This is a genomic window from Micromonospora parastrephiae (assembly GCF_016802865.1).
GTDB lineage: Bacteria > Actinomycetota > Actinomycetes > Mycobacteriales > Micromonosporaceae > Micromonospora > Micromonospora parastrephiae.
Genome location: NZ_JAEVHM010000037.1, coordinates 1 through 18,692, shown reverse-complemented (window position 1 = coordinate 18,692; position 18,692 = coordinate 1). Strand labels below are relative to the sequence as shown.

The window sequence follows — 18,692 nt, the reverse complement described above, 5'->3', positions numbered from 1 at the left end:
GCCGGTCAGCCACGACCCGGGACGAGCCGACCGCGCGGTGTCGGACGATCGAGGTGCAACCCGAGCACCCCGACGTCGAGAGACCCGTCGGCCTCGGCCTCGAACCGCCAGGCGGCGTTCGGCGCGTCGCCGACGACCAGTACCGCCGCCGTCCCGTCCGACACCGCCGCCAGCGCGCCGAGGCGCTCCAGCTCAGCCGGCGGGATCGGGGTGGTGACCACCACCAGGTGGTCGCGCAGCGTCTCGGACTGGTGAGCGCCGCCGTCGCCGGCCTGCACCAGGATGTTCCGCGCGTCGGTGACGACCCGGACCCGCTCCGGAACCGGCCACGGAGGAGGCGCCGTGCCGACGAGGCTGATCGTCACGGAGGCTGCTGCGGAATGACGGCCGATCTCGTCGAGGAAGGCGCCCGCGACGCGCATCGAGGCTGCGGGGTCCCCGGTGAGCGCGACGATGCCCGGCGCACGCCCGAGGTTGACGACGGTCAACTCGCCCCCGACCGTTCCTACGGTGGCGAGCAGCGGCAGACCAGCGGTGTCGTCCGGGTTCTGGTCGAGCTGCCAGGTCGGTGCCTCCCAGATCGCACCCTGCTGCCGCGCCTGCCACGGAGGTGGGGCCTCCGGCAGCGCCGGTGCCAGTCGCAGCGAGACCCGGTCCGGGCCGATCAGGGCCGCGTACACCTGGGCCTGGCTGGCCTGCAGGGCGAGTTGCCGCAACGCGCGGTCCAGGACCGCCCGGGAGCCCGGCGCGGCGCCGGGCGGGCGGACCGGCCGTGCGCCGGCGCCGTCCCAGCAGGATCGGCACCAGTACGACGACGGCCAGCACCAGCACCGCGCCCACGCCGAGCAGCCCCGCGGTGACCGGTCGGAGACCGAGGATCAGGGTTTCGCCGTTATCCACCGGTGCGGCCGGCTGCGCTGCTGCCGGGGCGGCCGGCTGGGGCTGACCGCCCCCCGGCGGCGCAACCGGCTGCTGGCCGGCGGGTTGCTGGCCCGCTGTCGGCGTGACCGTCGGCGGCGTGCCGATCCGGATCTCGCCGGAGACCGCGCCCTCGGGAAGGATGAAGACCCAACCGGCCATGATCGGCTGCCCCGGATCGGTCAACGCGAGACCGTCGGGCTGCATCCGTCCCTTGTTGAGCTCGAAGAGTTCCGGCGCGCGCCGGGCTTCGCCGAGCACCCGGTCGGCGACCCCGGCCAGGGTCAGATCGCTCTCCGTGCCGGGTTCGCCCGGCACCACCCAGTACGGCACCGACGGCTCCACCGCGCTCGCCGTGCCCGGGCTCAGCGGCAGCAGCAGGAACAGCAGCGCGGCCGCGATGGCGAGCAACCCACCTCGCGTCGCCCTGGGCGACCGGCATGTAGCGGCGGGAAGCGGCGTGCGCATGACTACCTCATTCACTGTCGTCGTGGCTCCGGTCGGTACGGCGGTCGGTCAGCGGAGATCGGAGGCGGGCAGCCGCAGCTCGAGCGAACTCCCCGGGTTGAGCACCAGGTACCGGTCACCGATCGGTTCGATGAGGTCCCGGACGGCGCGTCGCTCCCAGTACGGCCAGTCGGCCGGATCGGGCAGGTACTGCTCCGAGGTGAACGCGTGCACCACCGGCCGGTCCAGGCCCGCATCCAGGTCGGCGATACCCACCCCGGGCACGTACGGCACGAAGACGGTCGCGGTCAGCAGGGCCACGCGGACCTTCTCGTCGCCGCCCAGGCCGGTGACGGCCAACTGCAACGCGTTCTCCACCTCATTGGCCGGGGCCGGGAAGCCGAGCGCGACAGGTGTCGGTTGGTAGTTGGGATTCCGCTGGAACTCGTCGCTGATCTCACCCCGCTCGTCCACCCGGAACGCGCCGATCACCGCCCAGCCAGGCACGTCGCCGGCGCCCTCGAACGCCGGGTCGACCGCGTAGATCCAGGTGTCCGGGGCCTGCTTCGCCTGCCGACGCATCTCGTCGGTCACCATCGGGGGTGGTCCTGCTGTCACCACTGCACTCATCTCCTCGCCCTGAATTCGGTCCTGCTCGCTCATCGCCTGCTCCCGCCGTCAGCTCGCCGCGCCGGAACCGCTCGCCGCGCCGGAACCGGATGCGTGCGGGTCGGTGTAGCCGTAGTTCTTGACGAAGTGGTTCATCGAGAAGCCCTCGTCGGGGTGATGGTCGATCCGGACGCTGTTCAGGCCGTCCTTCTGCGTGCCGACGGGGTTGTAGTGGTGATTGACGCGATACGCGCCGAGGATCTTGTCCGGCGGGATCTGGTCGATGGCAGCCCACTCATCCTGGTACTTCATGTGATTCAGGCCTTCGTAGTTCTGTGACGGTGCGTGGACCATCGGCGTGTTCTTCGCGTCGACCGCGTAGATCCAGCCGTCATGCTTCTCGTACTTGTCGGGTGGACCGCCGAACCAGCCCTTGTCTGGGCCTGGCCGGAGGATCTTCCCGCCGGTGTCCGTGTACGTGGGCCGCACGAACTGCAGGGCGACATCCGGATTTCCGGTGGTGGAGACGAAGCCACTGCCCGTGGGCTTGTGCTGGTGTTTCCCGAGGTTGTAGTGCGGTACCTTGTCGAACCGCATCGCGTCGGACTTCAACCCGTTGGCGAAGATGCCGATCAGCTTCCCGTCCTTGTCGATGTCGTACGGTCCGACGGTGGAGCCGTGGAACGTGACGTCGGGCTTGTTCGGGCCCGGGAGCACGGGCTGCGGCGTCACCTTGGCCAGGGGATCGGCGTTGCTCGGCCCCGCCACGTCGGACGTCGACGGCGTGTTCGGCTGCGGGCCACGCGGGCTGGGCGGAGCAGAGCTGGTGTCCGGCAGGTGCCCGGCGTCCGTGCCGCCACCGGGCGAACCCGGGGTCTTGCTCGACGAGCCGGCGGTGCAGGCCAGGCCGAGCGGGTCGGCCGCCGCGTACGGGTTGGGTACGTAGCCGGCCGGATCCGGTGCCGGCGCGAGGCCGAGCGGGTCCTGGCTGACGTACCGGGCACTGATCGGGTCGTAGTAGCGGTAGACGTTGTAGTGCAGCCCGGTCTCCGGGTCCAGGTACTGCCCGGGGAACCGCAGCGGGATCACGCCCGGGTCGGCACCGTCGGCCGTCGACGCACCCCACAGGGTGGCGTCGTTCCGCCAGGCAAGATTCCCGCCCGCGTCGACCAGGTCTGTGGGCGTGCCGACCAGGTCGGTGACGATCGCGTAGAAGCGCTCTTCGATCTGGTCACGCTCGTCCCGGACGGTCTGGGCCACCGGACGCTGCTCGTCCGGGTGGTACTCCCAGGTGGTCACCCGGGTACGGCCCTGCTCGTCCGTGTGCACCTGCTCGACCAGCAGCGACCCGTCCCAGACGAAGTCCATCCGCTCGACCGGGGTCGTGCCGTCGCCCGCGTACCGCTGCTTGGCGATCCGGCGGCCGAGCGGGTCGTAGCGGTAGCGCCAGCGGTCGCCGTTCGGGGTCAACACCCCGACGAGCCGGTCGTGGGCGTCCCACTCGAAGTGCCAGGTGCGGTCCCCGTCCGCCGGGTCGTCAGCGTCCGGCTGACCATCCGGCCCTGCGCGTCGTACCGGTAGCGGACCCCGCCCGCCTCGGTGACCAGGTTGCCGTCGTAGCGCAGTTCCCCGGCGTACGGCAGGCCGGCCACACCGGCCGATGTCAGGTTGCCGGTCGCGTCGTACCGGTAGTCCTCAACCCGGCCCGCGCCCCGGACGGCGAGCACCCGGCCCGCGCCGTCCAGTGTGAAGTCGACCCGGCCCGTCACGTCGTCGTCGATGCCGGCGAGCAGGCCATCGGCCCGGTAGTCGAACCGGCGCTGCCGCAGGCCGGGCAGCACCTGTGCGGCGAGCTGCCGGTCGGTGCCGAACGTCTGCTCGAGCACCACCTGGCCGTCGAGGCTGCGGCGCAGCTCCCGGCCCTGCCAGTCGTGCCGGAAGCCGAGTGTGCGCCCCGCGGTGACCAACGAATCGAGGTTGCCGAACGGGTCGTACGCCCAGACGCTCTCCGATCCGTTGGGGGTGCGGCGGTGCCGGGCGCCGGTGCGGTCGTCGTAACGGAAGGAGAGGGTACGGCCGTTCGTGGTGTGCGCCACCACACGCCCGCGCTCGTCGCGCTCGATCAGCAGCTCGGCGTCGGCGTTCTCGGCCGCCACCAGCCGGCCGACCGCGTCGTAGCGGTACCGGGTGGTGCCGGACACGGTTCGGCGCTCGACCACGTTGCCGAGCAGATCATGCTCGTACTCGGTGACCTCACCCAGCCCGTTCGTCGACCGGATCAGCTGGCCGGCCGCGTCGTAGTCGTACCGCCGTACCCGGCCGTTGAAGTCGATCTCCTCGACCAGCCGGCCCGCCGCGTCGTAGGTGTAGTGCCACTCCAGGCCACGGGGATCGGTGACGCGGATCAGCCGCAGCTCGGCGTCGTACCCGTAGCTGGTCCGGGCGCCGTCGGCGTCCACCCTGGCCAGCACGAGGTCGAAGGGTCCGTACTCGGTGCGGGTGACCTGGCCAGCCGCGTCCACCCGCTCGACCGGGTTGCCCTCGTCGTCGTAGCGCACCAGTTCGACGCGGCCGCGCGCGCCGATCCGGTGGATCAGGCCGCCGGCGAGTGCGGACTCCCGGACCAGGTCGTCCGCGCGCAGCCGGTCGTAGTCGAACGGCTCGGCCACCCCGACCTGCCCCACGGTCGGGTCCGGCATGGTGCCGTAGTCACGGGTGAGAACCCGGTCCCCGGCCCGCACCGCGATCGTCGTGGCCATGGCGTCGCCACCGCTCGTGAACTGCGCCTCCGTGCCGTCCGGACGGATCACCGTGCTCAACTGGCCGTCGGCGTCGTACTCGTAGCGGGTGGTCCGGCCCAGCGGGTCGATCCGGGCCAGCAGCTGGTTGTACCGGCCCCACTCGTACCGGGTGGTGTTGCCCAGCGGGTCGGTCTCGCTCGCCACGTGCCGCAGGTCGTCCAGCCGGTAGACGGTGACGTTGCCGAGCGAGTCGGTGTACGTCGTGGTCCGCTCGGCGTGGTCGTAGGCGAGGGTGCCGTTCAGGAACCCGTCCGCACCCTCGGTACGCACGCAGCGCCCGGCGGCGTCGTACGTGTACCGGTACTCGACGCCGTTGCGGTCGCGCCAGCCGGTGACGCGCCCTGCGTCGTCGTACCCGAAGCGCATCGGCTGGCCGGAGGTGTTGAGGACCTCCACGAGCCGGCCCTGCTCGTCGTAGCGGTATTCGGCGATCAGCTCGGTGGGCCGCCCGCCGGGACCCGTCCGGTGCAGAGCGGTGACCCGGTTGCCCGAGGTGCTGACGGCGATCCACTCTCCGTTCACGTGCCGCAGCGCGACCGGCGCGTGTCGCTCGTCCCGCACCACCTCCAGCCGGTTGCCGTCACCGTCGACAACCGCCGCGACCCGGCCGACCGCGCCGGAGACCAGGAACAGGCTCGACCGACCGGCCACCGGGTCGGTCACCACGGCCGTGCCGTCGGAGTGCACCGTCAGTGGCCATCGCGGCCCCTCGACGGGGAGGACCGGCTCGCCGGGGAAAGCCGGCGGGTAGACCAGGATCGTGCCGTCGGGGGCGAAGTAGCAGACGCCCTGCGCATCCCACTCGAGCCGCTGGTCGAGGGTGGCTGCCCAGCTCGGTCCGAACCAACCGCCCGCCCGGTACGACGAGAGGTGCGTTCGCTCCAGCACCAGCGGGAGCGGATCGGCCAACTCCAGGTCGATCTGGGAGAGCACCATCTCCCCGGTGGCGACGTCGATCGGATCGGTGACGCACTTGCGTACATCGATCGACAGGGAGGTGTCCTTCGGGACGGGCGGGCGGTTGGCGCCTGCGCCCCTGCCGGGCAGCGCACCCCCGATCGTCTTGCCTCCGCCGCCGTCCAGGCCTCGCGTGGCTCCCTTGACGCCGTCGCCGGCCAGGCCGAGCGCCTTGCCGCCCTTGGCGGCGAACTTCATGACCAGCGCGGCGGCCCGGCCGCCCGGGATCAGACCGAGGGCCAGACCGCCGGCGGCCAGACCGATCTCGGCCGGGTCTCCGCCGAGCACGGCCGACGCGAGGTCGATCGCGCCGGACAGCAGGCCGATCGCTTCGCCGAGTGGCGGGAAGATGAACGATGCGATCACGGAGAGCACGTCGAGGACGGTGGTGATCCACTGGATCACGGTGCTGCGCAGGAACTCGACGAACGCGTGGAACGCCTCGGCAATCTTCTCCCAGAGCGACCGCTGTGGGGCGTCTTTCGCCAGGTGCCGGAGCGTCTCGGCCGCCGAGCGGGCGGCTTGGTCGCGTAGCGCGGTCGCCTGACCGAGGAGCGCCTTGGCCTGGTCCAGGGCCTGCCGGGCGTCGTCGGCTCGGCGCTTGGCTGCGGCGACCTCGTCGTCGGCCTTGTCCTTCGCGTCCTTCGCAGCGTCCGCGTCGCCGCTGAGCGCGGTCAGCGCCGCCTGTGCCGACGACACCGCCGCCTGCGCCGATCCCTGGTCGCCGGAGGCCTGCTGGGCCTGGTCCAGGGCGCGCAGCGACATCGTCTGCGCCTCTTCGAGGGAGGGAAGGTAGCGCAGGTACGCGTCGGCGGCGGCGGAATAGGAGTGGGCCATCCGGTCCAGCCGCGGTGGCAGCTTGCCGATCAGGTCCCGGAAGGCTTCCATCGCCTTGCCCTGCCCGACGTCGATCTGGCCGCCGCCGGCGAGCAGGTCGTGAGCTTCCTGGGTGGTCCTGGCCAACTCCTGGTAGGCGCGGGTGATCTCCTCAAAGGACTCTGGATCACCAGGCACCGGATCGGAGTCGAGTTGCAACACCGACCACTCGGCGTCCCCTGGACGCGTCATGACCAACCTCCCCTATCGCACCGTCTCGGCATCCTGGAAGCAACCAACCGGCGCAGGAGCCGACCTGCACACGTAGGCGATGGAAGATCGGTTCAGGGTTGAACCGCTCTGCCCGCCGGTCCGTGTACGGCGCGGAGTTGCTGTGACGGTCCGAAGGGAGTCGGAGATGAGCGAGCGAACCGGCAGGGTCGGCGCGGCGGTGCTGGCATGAGCGTGATCGACGTACCCGGTGCCGAACTGGAGCGTGTGCACGACCTGCTGCAGCGCACCAAGGACCTGATGGACAGCGCGCCGATCAGGTCCATGGGCCATGTGGTCGACACGCTCGGGCAGCGCGACCTGCAGAAGGCGGCCCACGAGTTCGAGAAGCGATGGGGTGACGGTCGCCACGTCGTGGCGAAGGACCTCGAAGGCGTACGCGACGCCGCGAAGGCGGTGGCGGACGCGTTCCGGGAGACGGACGAGCAGACCGTCAACGCACTCACGAACCCGGACAGCGGGGCGGCAAGTTGACCAGCGGTGAAGGAGTCAGTTCAGTGACCGGCGCGACGACCACCGTCTCGACCCCGAACGGTTTCCGGCTGCGCACGCCGGAGGACTGGGTGGACTACGCCGTCGCCGACGAGGCGAGCGAGAACCGGATGGCGAACGACGTGTGGACGCGGGCCCGCGAAGGCGGCTTCACCGAGGAGCAGGCGGGGCAGTACGCCGAGCAGCTGCGCCGGTCCGTGCGCGAGGCCCGCCGCGCCGGCGCGATGCACGCCGCCGGCGTCTTCCAGCTGTACGAGGACGGCCCGCTCACCGCCTCCCTGCTGGTCTCTGTGGTCACCCCACCGGCGACCGGTGACATCCTCGGCGCGCTGACCGCGGTCGGGCAGCCGGCTCACGCCGACGGGACCTGGCGCCGGGTGAGCACTGCGCAGATCCCCGCGGTCGGCACGGTCGGCCGGGTGCACGGCATCCAAAACGTGACCCAGGACGGCGCAGCCATGCGTTGCGCCGTGATGCACACCGTCGTACCGCTGCCGGGCTCCGCGAACGTCCTGGTGGTGACCGGGTCGAGCCCGAACCTCGCGGAGGCGGAGGAGCTCTTCGAGCTCTTTGCCACGATCACCGGGACACTTGAGCTCACCTGGGACGGTGATGGCCCGGCGCTCACACCGCCGGCGTCCCCGCAGGAGTCGGCAACCAGGGGGTAGCTGTCGACTCCGCGTCGGGGGGGACACCTGGGGGCGGTGTCCCCCCCGATTTGTTTCCACCCGCCGGCTTCCGGTGCCGCCGGCATGTCACCCTCACGGACGTGACATGCCGGCGATCAGCAGGCTCGTCGCCCAGCTCGGCACCGACTCGCTGCCTGACTCGTCGCCCCCACCTGTACGCCGACGTCGGTCCTCATGTCGGCCGATTCACCGGCCCGAGGTCAGCCTTCCGCCGGCTCGGTGACCGGGGACCCGGCGTCCGCAAGCAGTGCCCGCAGCGCGGCGGGTTCGGTCCGCGGCACCTGCACCAGGTGCAGCTTGCCGTCGCCGAAGTGGGCGAGCGCCCGGCCCGCCCGCCCGCCGCCGAGCTGGCCGCGGGAAAGCTTGGCGCCGATCAGCTCCCCGTCGCCGAGGCCCTGTGGGCTGAGCAGCCCGCCCTGCCGGTTGCGCCGGGCGTCGACGTGCCAGCCGCCGAAGCCGCCGGCGAGGCCGTCGATGGACCCAGCCATGATCAGGCCGAGGCCCTTCTCCGCCCCGGCCCGCGCGATCTCCCCGAGGTCGCTGCCGGCGTCGCACTTGAGCAGCTGCTCGGCGTCGTCGAGGACGACCACGGCCGGCCCGGTCCGCCCGTCCAGCGCCGCCGCGAGTCCCGCAGAGGTGAAGTTCTCGCTGGTCACGAGGTCGAGCACCCCGGGTAGGCCGGCCAGTTCCCGCAGTGGCGACCGGCGGGGGGCCGCGATCACCACGGGCGTCCCCTTCTCCAGCAGGCCGGCGACCATCGTCAGCAGCGTGGTGCTCCGACCCGAGCGTGGTGGTCCGGCCAGGATGAAGGTGGGAATGTTCTCCAGGTCCGGGCCGATCGCCGTGAGCTCGTCGCCGCCCACCCCGAGCATCGTCCAGAGTGGCGAGGCCGGCCGCACCAGCGTCCGGGTGTCCGCCAGGGTCAGCTCGTCCGGCAGCACGTCGATCCGGAAGGGGCGGGCGGCGTCGGCGAGATCGGCGTCCCGCCGGCCAGCGGTTTCGGCGATCTCGGCGAGGGCCCGCGCCTGGCCCTGACCGGAGCTGTCCTCGGCGAGCAGGGCGATCTGCGCCTCCGCGCTGTCGACGGCCCGGATCGCCCGGCCCGCCTCGATCTCATCGGGCAACTGCCGATAGTTGATGCCGACCATGCTGTAGTCGCTGCGCTCGGTCAGTCGGAGCACCAGCTTGTCGTCAGTGGTCGACGAGATTCGGGTGGAGAACATGCTCCGGTCACCGGCCAGCACCACGTGGATCCCGGCACCGGCGCCCTCCCGCAGCAGCGTGAGCAGCGCCGCCATGATGTTGCCGTTGTCGTAGTCGGCGAAGGTCTTGTCGAAGACCTCGAACCGGTCGAGCAGCAGCAGGACGTGTGGCGGACGTTCTCCCTCGGCCACGCCGGCCCGGTACTCGACGAGGCTCGCCGAGCCGGTGGAGGCGAGCAGTTGCTGTCGCCGTCCCAGTTCGGCGACGAGGCGGCCGAACAGCCGACCGAGGCGCTCCGCCTCCGTGCGCTGCACCACCGCACCGCAGTGCGGCAGGTCGTTGAGGGCCAGCAGGGCCCCGTTGCCGCAGTCGACGCCGTAGAGGTGGACGTCCGCCGCCGAGTGCGTACGGGCCACCGTCCCGGAGATCGTCCGCAGCGTCTGCGACCGGCCGCTGCGCGACGAACCGATGACGTGCAGGTGTCCCAGCGTCCCCAGGTCCAGCTCCAGCGGCATTTGATCCTGCTGGGCCGGCAGGTCCAGCAGGCCGTAGGCCACCGAAGGCAGGTGGTAGCCGCTGCCGCGTGCGGCGGGAAGCGCGTCCACGATCAGGTTGTTCGGCAACGCCGGCAACCACGGACTGTGCTGCGGCGGGATGTCCAGCTGAACGCTGGCGCCCCGGATCGCCTCGACCAGCACGGCGAGGTCGGTCAGCTCGGCGGACGGCTCGGCCTTGACGCCCGGCCGGGTCGGCGCCGACCGCCCCAGGTCCGGCCAGGAGAGCGGTGCCAGCCACGGAACCTGCCGGGCGGTGGTGCGAACTCCTGGACGGAAGCCGCCGACCCGTCCGGCCTGGAACGGCACCAGCGACGACTGCGCCAGACGTACGAAGGCGCGGCCGGGCGTCGACTTGGAGATCGAGGCCGCGTCCGGGGCGTTCAGCACGTCCTGACTCTCGCTGCTGTCGGTCACCCGCAGCGCGATCCGCAGGTTGGTGTTCGCCCGGATCTCGGGTGACACCACACCGCCCGGGCGCTGGGTGGCCAGCACCAGGTGGATGCCGAGTGACCGACCCCGCTGAGCGATGTTGACCAGACCCGCCACGAAGTCCGGCAGGTCGCGGATCATCGACGCGAACTCGTCGATCACGATCAGCAGCCGCGGCATCGGGGTCCGGGTCGGCTCGCGGCGCAGCAGGTCGACATAGTCGTCGATGTCCTTCGCGCCCGCCTCGGCGAGAATGTGTTCCCGCCGCCGCAGCTCCGCGGTGAGCGAGGTCAGCGCCCTGCTCACCAGGTGGGTGTCGAGGTCCGTGACCATGCCGACGGTGTGTGGCAGCAGGACGCAGTCCTTGAACGCGCTACCACCCTTGTAGTCGACCAGGACGAAGGTCATGGCGTCCGGTCGGTTGGCGACGGCGAGCGAGGCGACCAGGGTCTGCAACAGCTCGGACTTTCCGGAGCCGGTGGTGCCGGCCACCAGGGCGTGCGGCCCGTCCCGCTTGAGGTCCAGGGCGAACGGCCCGTCCAGCGAGACGCCCAGCACGGCCTCGGTGGTCCGGCCCCCGGTGGTCCACCGCGCCGCTACCGCGTCGGGCTCCGGCGGCTCCATGCCCAGTACGTCGAGCAACCGGCTCGCGTCCGGCAGGGCAGCGCCGTCGTCCGCGCCGCCGGTGTCGCGCAGGGGGGCCAGCGCGCGGGCCACGGAGCGCAGCCAGTTCAACGAGATCAGGTCCGGGTGGACCCCGGAGACCGGGGCGGCGAGCGTCCGGGTTACCAGCAGCGTTCCGTCGGCCTGCTCGGCGACGACCGCCTGGCACTCCTCCGGCAACAGCTTCTCCTCGGTGTCGATGCAGATCGCGTGCACACCGACCGACGGCCCTTCCCGCAGGATCTGCGTCACGCCGGGCAGGGAACGCAGCCGGCGCGCCCCGTCCAGCACCACGAGGATGTCGCGGAAGGCGCCGTCGGTTCGCTCGGCGGAGCGGGCCGAGATGACGGCGATCAGCTCGGCCACCCGCCGGGCCACCGTCTGGGTGTCGGCGCCGACGGTGGCGAGGGTGTCCTGGCCGTCGCGCGGTGTCGCGTGCGGCAGCCAGCCGGCCCACGACCAGCCCTCCTCGTCGCCGGCGCGGCGAGCAGATAGATCTGCAGGTCCTCCGGGCTGTGCAGGGTGGCCGCCTGCGCCACCATCCACCGTGCTGTGGCGCGGGCGACCGCGCCGCCGGCGACGCCGACCACGCCGTGTTGGCGCACCGGCACGGTCGCCGGTACGTCGAGCGCGCTCCACCGGATCTCGCGGCGGTGCTCGTCCTGGCTCGGATCCCGGAGCACCACCTCGGACGGGAGGTCGGCACTACCGGCTCGCAATTCAAGGAAGTCCGGGTCGGTGTGGCGCCGTTCCCAGAGCCGGCGCTGCGGCCCCACGGCGATCAGGCGCACCGCCGCCGGGTCGGGGAAGTTGTCCCGCCGGGCCAGCCGCTCGGCCGTCAGCGCCTCCTGCGCCTCGGCGGTGATCCGCCTTCTCTTCGCCTCGTACTCGGCGAGTCGGGTGCGGTAGGTGACCTTTCCCTGGCGGCGGGCACCGACCTGACTGGCGATCAACGCCAGCGGTGACAGGGCGGCGAAGAGCAGGGTCAGCGGATTCCGCGTGACGAGGTAGGCAGCCCCGGACACGACCAGCGGGGCCAACACGGTGATCAGGGCGATCGGTCGCCGATCGGGTGGCGACGGTGGCCCTGGAAGGGAGAACTGGGTGGTCCGGGCTGCGGGGAGCAACCGCGGCGGGCGGTTGTAGTCCAGGCCGGTGCGGTCCTCGGAGATCTGCAGTGCGGCCTCCGCCCGGACCGGGCGGCGTAGTTCCAGCATGGACGAGCCCACGGCAAGCTGCGCACCGGGGGGCCACATCTGTTCGCCGTCGAGTTCGGCGCGGTCGAGCAGCAGCCCGGGCTGGGCCGGGCGTAGGCGGCACTCGCCATCCGGGGTGATTCGGATCCAGGCCATCACGGCGGCGAGGGAGGAATCGGTGAGGCGGATGCGGCTGATGCTCGCGGCACCGATCGCGTGCTCGCCGATGTCGAGTTGGTGGACACTGCCGGCGTCGGTTCCGCTGACCACGCGGACCTCCAGCAGGCCGGGCGGTTGCGGGGGAGCCTCGAGTACGGGTCGGTCCAGGCCGAGCACAGCGCCTTGGCGCAGGGGTGCCTCGGCGAGGGTGAGCCGGGGGTCCAGCGGCGCTCCGGCGACGAAGATCGTCGGGGGCGTGTCACCGGGCTCCGCGCGACGCGCGGCCAGTGCCTCGGCGAGTTCCCCGACGGTGTTTTCGGGGCTCGCCTCGACCTGGTAGTCGGTGACGACGGTGGACGGATCCGCAACGGTGAGCAACAGGCGCACGTGGTTCTCCTGGTCGGATGGTCCGTCGGAACAAACGGTCGGGGCCGCGTGGTGATGTGCTCACCACGCGGCCCCGAGACCGTCCGGTCGTCAGCGGCCGAGGCTGCTGGCGGTCTGCGTGTCGGTGTCCGAGAAGGCGTCGCTGACCTGCGTGAGGTACTGGCTGATGCCCTCCATGCCGTGCAGGGTCTGGTCCACGCTGCCCTTGTACTCCTCGAAGTACGGGCCGAACTGCTGCTGTGCCCCCGGGGTGTTGTAGCCGCCCTGGATCAGCGTGTCGATCTTGCTCTTGGCCTGGGTCATCCCGTCGAGCAGCGTCTGCATGTTCTGCTTCAGCCAGCTCGCCGACTCCTGCATGTCCTCGCTGACGATGTGGTAAGTAGCCACGTTTCCGCTCCCTCGTTTCTTCGGGTCTCTCCGGCTCGTCAGGCGGTCTGTCGTGAACCGTCTTTCGCCGTTGCCGCCACCCACACGGACGGCGACCCGAAACGGTTCAGCGGAAAGTTCGGCTTCGTGACCGGAGGCTCTTCCCGCCGCCGCGGTGAACCACTTCGCCGATCGAGTCGTGTGGGTGCCGGACCGCGCATACGGGCACGGTTCTTCCCCGAACACGAGGTAGAGCACAGATGTTGTTGCGCAGCCGGATCGCGCGGGCCGCGATCGCACTGACCAGCCTGGCGGCCCTGGCCGCGTGTGGTGACAAGGAAGCCGGATCGGCGGCGCCGGCCGCCGCTCCGACGGTCGGCCAGCCGAGCCCGACCGTCTCGGCCGCCGCGACCCCGGAAGAGAACCCCGAGGTGATCGAGGCTCCGGTGACCCCGCTGCCGAAACCCACGGTGGCGAAGACCCAGCGTCGCGTGCAGATCTACAGCGGGCCGTCGGACGTCTCGCTCCCGCCCGCGCCGAACATGGGGCGGGGCAGCAACATCGTGCAGTTGAACGGGACCGCGTCCGCCGACATCGGCACGTACGTCGCCGACGGAAGGGGCATGACGCTCTACCGGTTCGACAAGGACACGGCCAAGCCATCGAAGTCCAACTGCAACGGTGACTGCGCCAAGACCTGGCCCCCGCTGCTCATCAAGTCGCCCGGCCAGATCTACCCGAGCGGGATCAACCCGCAGCTGGTCGGCTACGTCGAGCGGGCGGACGGCACCTGCCAGGTGACCATTGCCGGTTGGCCGGTCTACCTGTTCTCGAAGGACACCAAGCCGGGCGACATCAAGGGACAGGGCGTCGGTGGCACCTGGTTCGCGATCAATCCGACCGGGGGCAAGACCAAGCCCCTGCCCGAGGTGGTCGACGTGCCCACCCCGGCTGCCGCTCGCTGAACCCGGAGGAGACGACGATGAGCAACCCGTACGGGAGCTTCGGAGCCGACGACAACGGCGTATCCCCGCCCGCCCCCCGTTGGGCACCGGCACCACCGCCGCAGTGGGGACCGGCCTCGACGGCCCCGGGCGCAGGCGCCGAGCGTCGGCGGCGAATCTCCCCGAAGCTCGTGGCGGGCCTGGCCGGCCCGGTCGTGGCCCTGGTCGCGCTGGTGGCCGTGCTCGGCCTGGTCTGGCCCGGTTTCCTCAACCGGAAGGTCTTCGACACGGCGGCGCTCCAGCAGGGGGTGCTGACCGTGTTGCGCGACGACTACCAGCTCGACGCGAACAACGTCGCCTGCCCGACGGGGCAGTCGGTCACCGTGGGCAGTCGCTTCTCCTGCTCCGCCCAGGTTGCCGGCCTGCCGAAGACGGTCAGCGTCACGGTGAAGTCGCCCGACGGCCGGTTCGAGGTCGGCCGCCCGCAGTAAGGCAGCGGCAGGGCGTACGTCGGGCCGCCGGGTAACGCCGGCCCGGGTGCCGGCGGCCAAGCCGCCAGGGCGAGGGGCCGGAGCGGCCCACCGTCCTGGCGGCGATCAGCCCTCCCGGCAAACTCGCCCGGTGTTGAGGCAGGTCACGACCTTCGCCATCAGCGGCTCCGGCATCAGGTTGACGAAGAATCCATGGTCGGTCAGGGGGCTGTTGCGCTGACCGTCGAAGGCGTCGATCTGAAACCGGACGCCCGGCGGGATGTCGTACGCGATGGTCAGCCGCAGCCGCGGCACCGGGAACGTGCTGTGGGGGCAGTCGCCGCCTCCAGAGGGGAATACCAGGTGGGCGCGGTGACTCTGGCTGTCCGTCCGCCGACCGTCCCAGCAACTCGGGAAGTCGTAGACCCGCAGCACCGAGTCGCCTCCCGGGCAGACGGGATACGCCGTGGTACGGCGTTCCGGCGTGCTGGAGCAGGTCCACGTCGCTGCCGCGTTCGCACCGCCGCTGGTGACGGCGACGGCATCTCCGACCGTGCCGGCGAGCTGCTGCGGCATCGCAACCACGTTTCCCCGCGGGTTGCCGAAGTAGGTGAGTGTCAACTGCACCGGCACCTGGATCTCACCGTCGTGGCCCGTCGCCCCGCCGGCCCCGACTGTGCGCAGCACCGGCCAGAAGTAGGTCGACCGATCACCGTTGTGGCAGGTGGTCGCCGCCCGCGCGAGGGTGCGAGGGGTCGAGTTGACGGCGGTGGAGACGTTGCCGACGTAGTCGTGCACGTGATGCGCCTGGCCGGGATATCCGGGCGCCATCACGATGTTGGCGGTGTTGCGGTGGCCGACCTCATTACGGCCGCAGTCCCACGTGAAGGTACCGCTGGCCGCGCCGGGCACCGTCGCGGTAGCGGTGGGGGCGGACGGCACGGACCTGATGTCGACAAAGTCGCGGCCGAGGTGGTTGGCCACGGGCTGGGGCTTGCTCTCACCGTCGACATCGACCTGCTGCGCCACGCCGAAGCCCAGCACGACAAGCAGCACTTCCAGCGCCAGGGTCACGGCAACGCCCCGGCGGCGGGCCATCGCGGTCCCGCTCATGCCCCGAACGCTATGCGGCACGCTGACGCACCCACTCCCGTCGCCACACCCTGTCGAGCCTAGGACGGGCAGTGCCGGGCGTTTCCGCCGGCCGGCGCGGGTGTGATCTGACCCGACGGTCCGGCGTGGGCGGTGTGGTCCAACCCGCCCCGGTCGCTGCTGTGATCAGTGCGAGCCGCACCGACGGCGTCGTGCCGGATACCCGACTCGTCCGGTTGGCGACGGTCAATTCACCTTCACCTCTCACGCTGCTTTTGACACTCTGCAATCGCTGAATTACTCAATGGATAGGGCGGGCCGAGGGCATGACGAAGCGTTGGTTGATCACGGGGTGTTCGAGCGGGCTCGGTCTGGCTCTCGCGGGCCGGCTGGCCGCCGAGGGCGAACAGGTGGTGGCGACGGCCCGGCGGTCGGAGACCCTGGACGGATTGGTGGCGCGGCACCCGGGCAACGTGGTGGCCGCCGCCCTCGACGTACGGGATCCGGAGCAGTGCGCGGCAGCCGTCGAGCGGGCGGTGGACGCCTTCGGCGGCGTCGACGTCCTGGTCAACAACGCGGCCTACGGACAGTTCGGCACCTTCGAGGAGGTCTCCGATGCGGAACTCGCCGCGCAGTTCGACACCAACGTGTTCGGGCCTTGGCGGCTCACCCGCGCGGTGCTGCCGGTGTGGCGGGCGCAGCACGGCGGGCACGCCATCTTCGTCAGCTCGGTCGCCGGCATGGTCCCCTTCCCGGGTCTTGCCGCGTACACCGCGAGCAAGTTCGCGGTGGAGGGGGCGGCCGAGTCGCTGGCCGTCGAGGCCGCGCACCTCGGGGTGAAGGTGACCATTTTGCAGCCGGGCGGTTTCGCCACCGGTTACAGCGCCAACCTGGTGATGCCGGAGCACCGTATCGCCGACTACACGCCGGTCGACGACGGCATGCTCGGCGCGCTACGTGGCATGAACGCCAAGGCGGAAATCAACTCCCCCGAACTCTTCGCCGACGTGGTCTGGCGGCTCGGCCAGATGGACTCGCCGCCGCTGCGGCTGCCGATCGGACCGGACTCGGAGGCGTTCCTGGAGTCCGCCTACGACGCCCGACGCAGTGAGTATGACCAGGTGATCAAGGCGGGTCAGCACACCGTCGAGTGAGCGCGTCGGTGTCGCCCCCACGCTGACCGCCGGCACGGTGAAACTCGAGTACGCGTACCGCTGGGCGGTCTCGGAGGCGGCGGCCAACACGTGCAGCGACACGCCTCGTTTGAACTACATCAGAACTGTGTGCGTGAACGCAGGGTGCGCGGCAGTTGACCGGGAGGCGCTGGTCGGTAGGTGGCGTGGCCTTCATCACTGATTGCCGGCGCATTCTCGGTGGCACCGTGCGAGTCAGCCGCGCCAGCATTGACCGGCCACTCGCCCCGGCTCGACAGAGAAGGCCACGCGTTTCCATGACCACAGGCAGACACCCCGCTCCGTTCGTCGTCGAACTGCGCGACGTCACGTTCCGACGGGATGGCAAGCAGATCCTGCACGGCATCGGTCTCACCGTGCGCGAGGGCGAGCACTGGGCCCTGCTCGGGCCGAACGGAGCGGGCAAGAGCACGCTTCTGGGTTTCTGCGGCGCGGTCACGCATCCGAGCTCCGGCACCGCCCGGGTCCTCGGCCAGCAACTCGGCCGCGTCGACATGCAACTGCTGCGCAGGTCGATCGGTCACGTGAACCCGCGCCACCCGCTGCGGTCACCCCTGACCATCCGCGAGGTCGTTCTGACCGGACTCGTCGGATCGGTCGACATCCCGCCGCGCTGGCAACCAACCCGGGACGACCTCGACAGGGCCGACTCCCTGCTCCGCACACTGGGCCTGGCAGGTGCCGCCGACGAGCGCTGGCCCACGCTCTCGCAGGGCGAACGCGGCCGTGCTCTGATCGCCCGGGCGCTCGTCAGTCAACCGCGGCTGCTGCTGTTGGACGAGCCCTCAACCGGTCTCGACGTCGCGGCCAGGGAACAGTTGCTCGAGACCATCGACCTCCTCGGCGAGACCCACCCTCGCCTCGCGTCGATCATGGTCACCCACCATCTCGAGGAACTCCCGACCACGACGACCCACGCGTTGCTCATCAGGGGCGGGAATGCCGTCGCGGCAGGTCCCGCCGATGTGACCGTGACGACCGAGAATGTGTCCGCGGCCTTCGCGCATTCCATCGACGTGCAGTATCAGGACGGGCGCTGGGCGGCCCGTGCACGGACCGCCCGTAGGTTGACGGCCCCCACCGGTTGATCAGCTCACGAATGTGTTGACGAGAGCGCCGGGCCAGATGAACGATCGGTCAATTCCGGTGTGCCGCTGATCGGTGTGCGCATTCCGTCCGTTAAGGATTACGTGGGTGCAGGTGCGCCTACCCGAATCGGAGGAATCGCATGCTCAGCACGTCTCGCTCCCGGGTTCGGGCGCTTGCGGTCGTCGGTATGGCCGGTGTCATGACGGCGATCGGTGCGATCACCCATCAGGCGTCCGCCGCCGAAGTGGCCGCGCCGGCCCCCACGGACGCGCGCCGGGTGACCATCCCGCGCATCGCCCCGGCCATCAAGCCACCGGCGGGCTCTCGCCCCGTCGGCGCGTACGTCGTCACTGGCGGAACGCAGACCTACACGTGTGTCGGCGGTGTGTTCACCGGCGCGTCCGTGCCGGAGGCCCAGTTGATCGGCACGGGCGGCCGGGTCCACCACTTCAAGGGCCCGAGCTGGCAGTCCGAGCGCGACAACTCGTTGATCACGGCGAAGAAGACCGCGGAGAGTCCGCGTTCGGGGACGATCCCGGAGCTGCTGCTGACGGTGGACACCCACAGCGGCGCCGGTGCGCTCAGCGACGTCGCGTACATCAGCCGCCTGCTGACCTCGGGCGGCGTCGCCCCGGCCGGTGCCTGTACCGACGGCGCGACGGCGGCCGTGCCGTACGGCGCGGTCTACGTCTTCTGGGCCGCGAAGCGATGACGGCCGCATCCCCGGTGCGCTGTTCCCGGCAGCAGCTGTTCAGCTCGTAGGCACGTCCGACGTCGAGCGCGGCGGGCTCGGCACGCACCGAGCCCGCCGCAACAGATTCACCCGTCAGCGTTGCAGGGTGAGTAGGCCGGGTCGGTAGGGCAGGAGGCCGTAGTCTCCGCCGGAGCTGGGGGATCGGCCCTGGTAGAGCAGTTGGAGGTTGC

15 protein-coding genes are annotated in these 18,692 nt (G+C 71.0%); 7 read left to right on the top strand and 8 right to left on the bottom strand.

From position 1 onward, the window contains the following. Window positions 1-5: 5 nt before the first annotated feature. From JNW91_RS10805 to JNW91_RS10790, 4 genes are all read right to left on the bottom strand, one after another. Window positions 6-716: a hypothetical protein gene (locus JNW91_RS10805; RefSeq protein ID WP_203174741.1), complete on the bottom strand. Its 711-nt coding sequence runs from the start codon at window positions 714-716 to the stop codon at window positions 6-8. Window positions 717-1,434: 718 nt separating this feature from the next. Beyond that, window positions 1,435-2,028, bottom strand: coding sequence for a type VII secretion system-associated protein (locus tag JNW91_RS10800; protein WP_203174740.1), 594 nt, complete (start codon window positions 2,026-2,028; stop codon window positions 1,435-1,437). Window positions 2,029-2,043: 15 nt separating this feature from the next. Continuing rightward, entirely contained in the window at window positions 2,044-3,447 is a 1,404-nt protein-coding gene (locus tag JNW91_RS10795) for an RHS repeat-associated core domain-containing protein (RefSeq protein ID WP_203174739.1), read from the bottom strand. After that, a complete protein-coding gene (locus JNW91_RS10790; RefSeq protein ID WP_203174738.1) occupies window positions 3,441-6,800 on the bottom strand; it encodes a DUF6531 domain-containing protein in 3,360 nt (1,119 codons plus the stop codon). Before JNW91_RS10790 ends, JNW91_RS10795 begins: the two co-directional genes overlap by 7 nt. A 207-nt stretch (window positions 6,801-7,007) precedes the next feature. On the opposite strand from JNW91_RS10790, the gene JNW91_RS10785 reads away from it, so the two are divergent. Together JNW91_RS10785 and JNW91_RS10780 are read left to right on the top strand one after the other, a co-directional pair. Continuing rightward, window positions 7,008-7,313, top strand: coding sequence for a hypothetical protein (locus JNW91_RS10785; protein ID WP_203174737.1), 306 nt, complete (start codon window positions 7,008-7,010; stop codon window positions 7,311-7,313). 23 nt (window positions 7,314-7,336) lie between these two features. Further along, window positions 7,337-7,999, top strand: a complete 663-nt coding sequence (locus JNW91_RS10780; RefSeq protein WP_203174736.1) for a hypothetical protein — start codon at window positions 7,337-7,339, stop codon at window positions 7,997-7,999. Window positions 8,000-8,220: 221 nt separating this feature from the next. Here JNW91_RS10780 and JNW91_RS32140 read toward each other — a convergent pair whose 3' ends face one another. The 3 genes from JNW91_RS32140 to JNW91_RS10770 all read right to left on the bottom strand — a co-directional run bounded on the left by JNW91_RS32140 (window position 8,221) and on the right by JNW91_RS10770 (window position 13,001). Beyond that, on the bottom strand, window positions 8,221-11,250 hold the full coding sequence (locus tag JNW91_RS32140) for an FtsK/SpoIIIE domain-containing protein (protein WP_309244312.1): 3,030 nt from the start codon (window positions 11,248-11,250) through the stop codon (window positions 8,221-8,223). Continuing rightward, complete coding sequence (locus JNW91_RS32135; RefSeq protein ID WP_238424754.1) at window positions 11,226-12,614, bottom strand: hypothetical protein; 1,389 nt, start codon at window positions 12,612-12,614, stop codon at window positions 11,226-11,228. The genes JNW91_RS32140 and JNW91_RS32135 overlap by 25 nt, the downstream gene beginning before the upstream one ends. 90 nt (window positions 12,615-12,704) lie before the next feature. After that, window positions 12,705-13,001 carry a WXG100 family type VII secretion target gene (locus tag JNW91_RS10770; RefSeq protein ID WP_203174735.1) on the bottom strand — a complete coding sequence of 99 codons (297 nt, stop codon included), beginning with the start codon at window positions 12,999-13,001 and terminating at the stop codon, window positions 12,705-12,707. 239 nt (window positions 13,002-13,240) lie between these two features. On the opposite strand from JNW91_RS10770, the gene JNW91_RS10765 reads away from it, so the two are divergent. Next, the gene (locus JNW91_RS10765; protein WP_238424753.1) at window positions 13,241-13,945 is read left to right on the top strand and encodes a hypothetical protein; all 705 of its coding nucleotides are present in this window, start codon (window positions 13,241-13,243) and stop codon (window positions 13,943-13,945) included. Between the two features lie 17 nt (window positions 13,946-13,962). Then, on the top strand, window positions 13,963-14,415 hold the full coding sequence (locus JNW91_RS10760) for a DUF4333 domain-containing protein (RefSeq protein ID WP_203174734.1): 453 nt from the start codon (window positions 13,963-13,965) through the stop codon (window positions 14,413-14,415). A gap of 105 nt (window positions 14,416-14,520) precedes the next feature. On the opposite strand, the gene JNW91_RS10755 is transcribed toward JNW91_RS10760, so the two are convergent. Next, window positions 14,521-15,507, bottom strand: coding sequence for a DUF1996 domain-containing protein (locus tag JNW91_RS10755; RefSeq protein ID WP_238424752.1), 987 nt, complete (start codon window positions 15,505-15,507; stop codon window positions 14,521-14,523). Between the two features lie 305 nt (window positions 15,508-15,812). Between JNW91_RS10755 and JNW91_RS10750 the strand changes: the two genes are divergently transcribed. The 3 genes from JNW91_RS10750 (at window position 15,813) to JNW91_RS10740 (ending at window position 18,480) form a co-directional block, all read left to right on the top strand. Next, complete coding sequence (locus JNW91_RS10750) at window positions 15,813-16,640, top strand: SDR family oxidoreductase (protein WP_203174733.1); 828 nt, start codon at window positions 15,813-15,815, stop codon at window positions 16,638-16,640. Window positions 16,641-16,825: 185 nt separating this feature from the next. Then, entirely contained in the window at window positions 16,826-17,767 is a 942-nt protein-coding gene (locus tag JNW91_RS10745; RefSeq protein WP_309244311.1) for an ABC transporter ATP-binding protein, read from the top strand. Window positions 17,768-17,967: 200 nt separating this feature from the next. Further along, the gene (locus JNW91_RS10740) at window positions 17,968-18,480 is read left to right on the top strand and encodes a DUF3455 domain-containing protein (RefSeq protein WP_238424751.1); all 513 of its coding nucleotides are present in this window, start codon (window positions 17,968-17,970) and stop codon (window positions 18,478-18,480) included. The last annotated feature ends 212 nt before the right edge of the window (window positions 18,481-18,692 follow it).